Source organism: Pseudoalteromonas fenneropenaei, from assembly GCF_042643375.1.
GTDB lineage: Bacteria > Pseudomonadota > Gammaproteobacteria > Enterobacterales > Alteromonadaceae > Pseudoalteromonas > Pseudoalteromonas fenneropenaei.
The window spans coordinates 145,188-151,285 of the sequence record NZ_JBHRSD010000047.1 but is presented as its reverse complement, the minus strand read 5'-3'; the positions used below and the strand labels follow the sequence as shown (position 1 = coordinate 151,285).

The window sequence follows — 6,098 nt, the reverse complement described above, 5'->3', positions numbered from 1 at the left end:
TGGTGAACTCTCGATACTCACTGTGCTTATTAGATCAAAGGGCTAGATCTGTGTCTAGCCCTTTTTCAACAGTCTGAAGGCCAACTGTTGTTGGCCTTTTTTATTTACGAGTAGCTAGGTTGTCCTAATTCTTTTCCACTATCTTAGCGTAGCTTTTATATTGATTTACCGATTTTACTTTCTAGATTCGCTAACATGCCCATAAGTTGATCTCGCTCGCCAGCGCCTAAACTGGCCAGAAATGTCTCTTCCCATTCTAAAGCTTTGGGCGATAAACGTTGATACATCGCCGTACCCGTTGTACTCAATGACAATAATGCCGCGCGTTTATCTTCACTATTAATTTCAGTCACTACATAGCCTTCATCTACCATTTGCTTTACAGCACGAGACACGGTGGATTTGTCCATTAAAGCCAAGTCGCATAACTGTTTAGCGCTACTATGCGGATTTTCTGCTAAGTGCGCCAATACACGCCACTGCGCCACCGAAAGACCGGCTTCCTCGGCGTACACTTTGGCAAATTCACTTGATACCAAAGTCGCCAGTCGCACTAAGCGGTAAGGTAAAAACGATTTAAGTTGAAGTGACATCGCGCCCAATAACCTCTTTATTTACAACTCGTAAACTATTCCATACATGGCGCAAAACCGCCCGCATTGAATTTACTCTCACATGAGAGTATCTTAATAAAAACACCTTAGGAGTGAAAGCAATGAATACCGAATTTCAATACCTCACTGGATTTGGCAACGAACTAGAAACAGAAGCCTTACCCGGTGCATTGCCAATTGGCCAGTTTTCACCACAAAAGGTCAAATATGACCTGTACGCCGAACAATATAACACGACCGCATTTACCGCTCCACGCGCGGATAACCGTCGCAACTGGTTTTACCGCATTCGTCCCTCTGTGGTGCAAGGCGACTACGAACCATTAGATAATGGTTTATTGCGTACCGCCCCTATCACAGAAGTGCCAACGCCACCGACTATGCTGCGTTGGAACCCTGTTGCCATTCCAAACAAGCCTACGGATTTTATTGATGGTTTAGTGACTATGGCCGCAAATGGCAGTGCCAATGGCCAAAGCGGTATCGGTATTCATGTTTATGTCGCCAACAAATCAATGCAAGGCCGCTATTTTTACAATGCTGACGGCGAATTACTATTCGTCCCTCAACTGGGTAGATTAATACTTCATACGGAATGCGGTAAATTAGCTATCAAACCGGGCGAAATTGCAGTGATCCCAAGAGGGATTAAATTCTCCGTTGAGCTAACGGATAGCGAAGTCCGTGGCTATATTTGTGAAAACTACGGCCACCCATTAGTGCTGCCAGAGCGTGGCCCAGTTGGTGCTAACGGTTACACTAACCAACGTGACTTCCAATATCCAGTCGCAGCATTTGAAGACTTAGAGGGCAATTTTGAACTGGTTGCCAAATTCAACGGCAATTTGTTCCGCTGTGATATCGGCCATTCACCGCTTGATGTAGTGGCTTGGACAGGCAACAGCGCACCCTATAAATATGACCTTGCGCGCTTTAACGTGATGAATACGGTAAGCTTTGATCATCCAGATCCATCTATCTTTACTGTGCTGACCTCTCCTTCTGGCACACCGGGTGTAGCTAACGTCGACTTTGTGATTTTCCCACCGCGTTGGATGGTGGCTGAAAACACTTTCCGTCCCCCTTACTATCACCGTAATATCATGAGTGAATTTATGGGTCTTATCCACGGCGTATACGATGCCAAGGAACATGGCTTTGTGCCTGGTGGTATGAGCTTGCATAACTGTATGTCACCACATGGCCCAGAAGCAGAAGTCTTTGAAAAAGCGTCAAATGCAGAACTTGCACCACAGCGCTATGAGAACACCTTGGCGTTTATGTTCGAATCGCGCTATGTCATCTCGCCAACCAAATATGCTCTGGAGGGTAAAGAGCGTCAGACGAATTACGCGGACTGTTGGAAAGGTATTAAAAAATACTTTAAAGGCGCATAATCTGCCAATCTCTTGGGGCCAATTGGCCCCAATTGCGTCGTGTTCTAAGGAGAATTCATGAGACTGTACAGTTACTTCCGTTCATCTGCAGCTTATCGGGTCAGAATAGCACTCAATTTAAAGAATATTGCCCATGAGCTAGTTGGCGTTAATTTACTTAAATCTGAGCAAATGAGTGATAGCTACCTAGCCAAAAATCCTCAAGGCCTATTACCCGCGCTTGAAACCGAACAAGGTGTACTAGCCCAGTCATTGGCAATATTAGAATGGCTGGAAGAAACCCAACCACAGCACCCACTACTACCGCATGACAGTTGGCAAAAAGCACAAGTGCGGAGCTTTTGCTATGCGATTGCTTGTGATATCCACCCAATTGACAATTTACGCGTGTTAAAACGCTTAGTCAGTCAATTTGATGCCAATGAAGAGCAAAAAAATGAATGGTATCGCCACTGGATAATTGAAGGATTTAAAAAGTTAGAGCCGCAATTAGGCCAAAGCCGTTACTGCTTTGGCAATACGCCGACTTTAGCGGACGTGTGTTTGGTGCCACAAGTGTTTAACGCGCTACGTTTTAACGTTGATATGACACAGTTTCCACGTATTGCCGCAATTTACGCTGCGTGCAATGAACTAGAAGCCTTCCGTTTAGCTGCACCTGAGCATCAGCCAGACGCGGTGTGATTTAACATCACAACAAAAAGGCGCTTATGCGCCTTTTAAATTTAAATCCACCCAAACACGGTTATTTCAGCGCAAGGCTCAGTTTGTCGAGATGCTCACGCAAGTCATGGCCCAAATCGGTGAGATAACCCCCATCCACGCTATCTATTACCCCTTTATTGAATAACCGCTCTGCCGCAGCCAATAGCTGAGGGTCGGCATCTTTATGTAACTTGAGCCCTTGGTGGAGACTTTTACTTGGGAATTTAGCCAGCAGCGCCAATTCTTCCATCATATTATTATCAATTGCCATATAACCTCTTTAATCTTGTAAATGTTTTTTGGACTGCCATCGCAATCAGGCTATGCTATTTAAGACTAGACGCAAAGGAGCAGAACGTCATGAAAATATTTATAAAAGTTGTCGCTTTTAGCACTTTGCTATGCGCTGGATCAAGCTCTGCCAATAACCGCCTTGAGCCGCGTGTATTTATTGATAAGCCGCAGAATGTCTGCTGGTATAACGGCGCAGAATACAGTGAAGGTGCGGTCATTAAGCAGCTCGACTGGTTGTTTGCCTGTGAGCCACGCTTTCGCCATGAGCAAAATGGTGTCGTCATTTGGGTGCGAATTGATGAAGAGGGCAAACGCATCGAGCCTGAAAACCGTGCAACGATAAACATCAATTAAGTTCATGCCCTTTTTCGGCTTGTGCGAAACGCCGTTTTTGCATGGGCCAACCTCAATTTTTCATAATATTTTCATTTAGTTACCATGTAAGTGTCATATCCTGTCTTTAGCGTAGACGGGATTTAATCAGTTCATGGGAATAATACAAAAATGAGAACAATCAATTTATCATTGCTTGCGTTGTCGGTTGTTGTCGCATTAAGCGGTTGTGGTGACGATGGTAAAGACGGCAGCAATGGAGCAAACGGTGCCGATGGCACAAATGGCAATAACGGCAGCAATGGCTTAACGAGTTTAGTCACACAAACCGCTCTTACATCAGGAGACAGTCACTGCTGGCTCGGTGGTACTCGTATTGATTCAGGTCTTGATCAAAATAACAATAACTTGCTTGATAGTGCCGAAATCAGCTCCACTACTTATATTTGTAATCCCGACAACTTTGCCTCGAGTGGTGTACGTTTGCCCCATTCCGTGATGCGCAATGACTTAAAAAATGGCGCGCAACCTAACTCCACCTTTGAGATCCGTAACGGTGGCTATGGTTCAGACATGGACGGCCATCCGAGCAATCCTATGCAATTTTATGCTTTAACGGACCGCGGCCCAAATGCCGATTTTAGCAGTGCACAAGGTAAAGGCAAAATGTTCCCAACTCCAAATTATGTGCCAAGAATAGGTTTGTTTGAAATTCAGGCAACAGGTGGCATCAAATTAGTCAAAAATATTCTGCTCAAAGACCGCAGCGGTAATACTATCACAGGGTTGCCAAATAGCTCCGCGTTAGGTGGGACAGGTGAAACCCCTTATGATGCAAGCGGTGAAGTGATCCGTATGGATATGAGCAAACCATACGATGCCACCACTAACCCCATCAAAACTGATGACTATGGCCTAGATTCAGAAGGCTTAGTTGCGCTCAGTGACGGTACATTTTGGGTTAGTGATGAATATGGCCCTCATATCGTCCATTATAGCGCCGATGGCGTGGAAATTGGCCGTATCAATCCATTTGGCAGCGATACTCGCAACGTTTACTCACTGCCAGCGGAGTTTGCTAACCGTTGGGCAAATCGCGGCATGGAAGGCTTAACCATCACTCCGGATGAGAAAACCTTGGTCGGGATCATGCAATCGAGTCTAGATAACCCAAATAAAAACCGTACAGACTTGACGCGTATTGTCACTGTCAATCTTGAGACTGGCGCTGTAGCTCAGTATCTCTATCGTCAGGAAAAAGGGTCTAATTCCAATTCCGCCATCAAGGCGCTTAGCGCTACGCAATTTTTGGTACTGGAACGTGACGGTGCATTTTATCACCGTACCCCAACCGCAATGAAACATGTCTACAAGATTGATTTAGCCAATGCGACTAATTTAGAAAGCATCGCAACTTCAGGCGAGCTACATCAAGACGCAAACCTGGGCCTCACAGTGGCAGGGCAAACTTTAGAACAAGTTATCAATAATAACGCTTCTGCGAGTAACTACGATGCAGGTTGGGCTAAGTTAGCCGCGATTGGCATCAAACCTGCGCAGAAACTCGGGTTAGTGGTCGATATGGTCAGTGAAGTGGCGTACCCATACGACAAAATGGAAGGCTTATGGGTCATTGATAACCAGCGCCTTGGCGTGATTAACGACGACGATTTCGCCACTTGGGCAACGAATGGCGTGCTTGAACAAAAATACCTCGACACCACGCAAAGCGTTATCGACGGCAATACCTTGTATATAGTCAACGGCCTCAATTTATCTGCCAACTAAAACCTTTTTAGGCAGCAAGCAACAACTTTGTCTTGCTGCTCTTCTTGATAAACAGGATGACAACAATGAACTATCACCCGCTAACAGCAATCGTAATGCTAGCCGTATTTAGCTTCTCTTGTTCAGCCTTAGCCAATGCTGATGTGACTTCTCGCGAATACAAACAATTGCTAGACCCAGCGCATTTTACTTATTCTTCAGAAAGCCTAGATGTTGCAAGCTACGACAACGTGATAAAAACCAATATTAGCAACGCGATTGGTCGTAACGTCAATGGCTCGCTCAGCCTCAACAAAAATCGCCAGATTGCCTTTTACGATTCCCCTAGCAGCTGCGTATTACGCGCTAACGGCTATCTTTTTCGCGAGCGCAGTTACGCAAGTAGCAATGAGGTAACACTTAAGTTTCGCAGTAGCGACCGTTATATCAGCGCATTTGAAGACCTATCCTCAGTAACAAACGGTGCCGAAACAAAATTGGAAGCTGATATTGGGCTCAAAAACGGCGATAGCTATAAAGTCGTTTACAGCCACTCTACCACCGCTATAAATACCCGCACGTTAAGCGATTTCAAAGACATCCACAGTCATTTTCCAGGCTTTGCTGACGACTATGGGTTTAGTGACAATTTACCTTTAGCAGTAGTTGGTGGTATCTATATTACGGAACATGTTTATAAAGGCACCGAAATAGATTTAGGCTCAATTGACGCAGAGCTGAGCCTCACCCTTTGGTATGTTGGCCAACCGAGTGCAGCGCAACATCCTATGTTGGCTGAAGTGTCATTTAAGATTGAAGACGGCAGTGCAGCTTATAGCCAAAAAGTGGTGCAAAGAGCCAAGCTCGCTTTAGAAGCGCTACAAACATTAGATAACTGGAATTCAATCGACAATACCAGTAAAACTCAACGTATCTACAATGCGGCGGGTAATTTTTGCCAGTAATAATGTGACGGCTTTGACTCAGG

At 45.2% G+C, this 6,098-nt stretch carries 7 protein-coding genes; 5 read left to right on the top strand and 2 right to left on the bottom strand.

Going from position 1 to position 6,098, the window contains the following annotated elements; genetic code table 11:
• Positions 1-155 precede the first annotated feature (155 nt).
• Positions 156-593 (bottom strand): MarR family winged helix-turn-helix transcriptional regulator, encoded by a 438-nt coding sequence (locus ACFOEE_RS20025; RefSeq protein WP_377128766.1) that lies wholly within the window; start codon positions 591-593, stop codon positions 156-158.
• A gap of 122 nt (positions 594-715) precedes the next feature.
• Between ACFOEE_RS20025 and hmgA the strand changes: the two genes are divergently transcribed.
• Both hmgA and maiA read left to right on the top strand, forming a co-directional pair.
• Positions 716-2,011, top strand: coding sequence for a homogentisate 1,2-dioxygenase (hmgA, locus tag ACFOEE_RS20020; RefSeq protein ID WP_377128763.1), 1,296 nt, complete (start codon positions 716-718; stop codon positions 2,009-2,011).
• Between the two features lie 57 nt (positions 2,012-2,068).
• Positions 2,069-2,695, top strand: a complete 627-nt coding sequence (gene maiA / locus ACFOEE_RS20015) for a maleylacetoacetate isomerase (protein WP_377128760.1) — start codon at positions 2,069-2,071, stop codon at positions 2,693-2,695.
• A 61-nt stretch (positions 2,696-2,756) separates the two neighbouring features.
• On the opposite strand, the gene ACFOEE_RS20010 is transcribed toward maiA, so the two are convergent.
• Positions 2,757-2,987: a TIGR02647 family protein gene (locus ACFOEE_RS20010; protein WP_377128758.1), complete on the bottom strand. Its 231-nt coding sequence runs from the start codon at positions 2,985-2,987 to the stop codon at positions 2,757-2,759.
• 89 nt (positions 2,988-3,076) lie between these two features.
• On the opposite strand from ACFOEE_RS20010, the gene ACFOEE_RS20005 reads away from it, so the two are divergent.
• The 3 genes from ACFOEE_RS20005 to ACFOEE_RS19995 all read left to right on the top strand — a co-directional run bounded on the left by ACFOEE_RS20005 (position 3,077) and on the right by ACFOEE_RS19995 (position 6,075).
• Positions 3,077-3,364, top strand: coding sequence for a DUF1496 domain-containing protein (locus tag ACFOEE_RS20005; protein WP_377128756.1), 288 nt, complete (start codon positions 3,077-3,079; stop codon positions 3,362-3,364).
• Positions 3,365-3,514: 150 nt separating this feature from the next.
• Entirely contained in the window at positions 3,515-5,131 is a 1,617-nt protein-coding gene (locus ACFOEE_RS20000; RefSeq protein WP_377128754.1) for an esterase-like activity of phytase family protein, read from the top strand.
• A 65-nt stretch (positions 5,132-5,196) separates the two neighbouring features.
• Positions 5,197-6,075, top strand: a complete 879-nt coding sequence (locus ACFOEE_RS19995) for a hypothetical protein (RefSeq protein ID WP_377128751.1) — start codon at positions 5,197-5,199, stop codon at positions 6,073-6,075.
• The last annotated feature ends 23 nt before the right edge of the window (positions 6,076-6,098 follow it).

Coding starts and splice junctions, on each gene's coding strand:
- ACFOEE_RS20025 (WP_377128766.1), bottom strand. CDS start 593: ATGTCACTTCAACTTAAATCGTTTTTACCTTACCGCTTAGTGCGACTG.
- hmgA (WP_377128763.1), top strand. CDS start 716: ATGAATACCGAATTTCAATACCTCACTGGATTTGGCAACGAACTAGAA.
- maiA (WP_377128760.1), top strand. CDS start 2,069: ATGAGACTGTACAGTTACTTCCGTTCATCTGCAGCTTATCGGGTCAGA.
- ACFOEE_RS20010 (WP_377128758.1), bottom strand. CDS start 2,987: ATGGCAATTGATAATAATATGATGGAAGAATTGGCGCTGCTGGCTAAA.
- ACFOEE_RS20005 (WP_377128756.1), top strand. CDS start 3,077: ATGAAAATATTTATAAAAGTTGTCGCTTTTAGCACTTTGCTATGCGCT.
- ACFOEE_RS20000 (WP_377128754.1), top strand. CDS start 3,515: ATGAGAACAATCAATTTATCATTGCTTGCGTTGTCGGTTGTTGTCGCA.
- ACFOEE_RS19995 (WP_377128751.1), top strand. CDS start 5,197: ATGAACTATCACCCGCTAACAGCAATCGTAATGCTAGCCGTATTTAGC.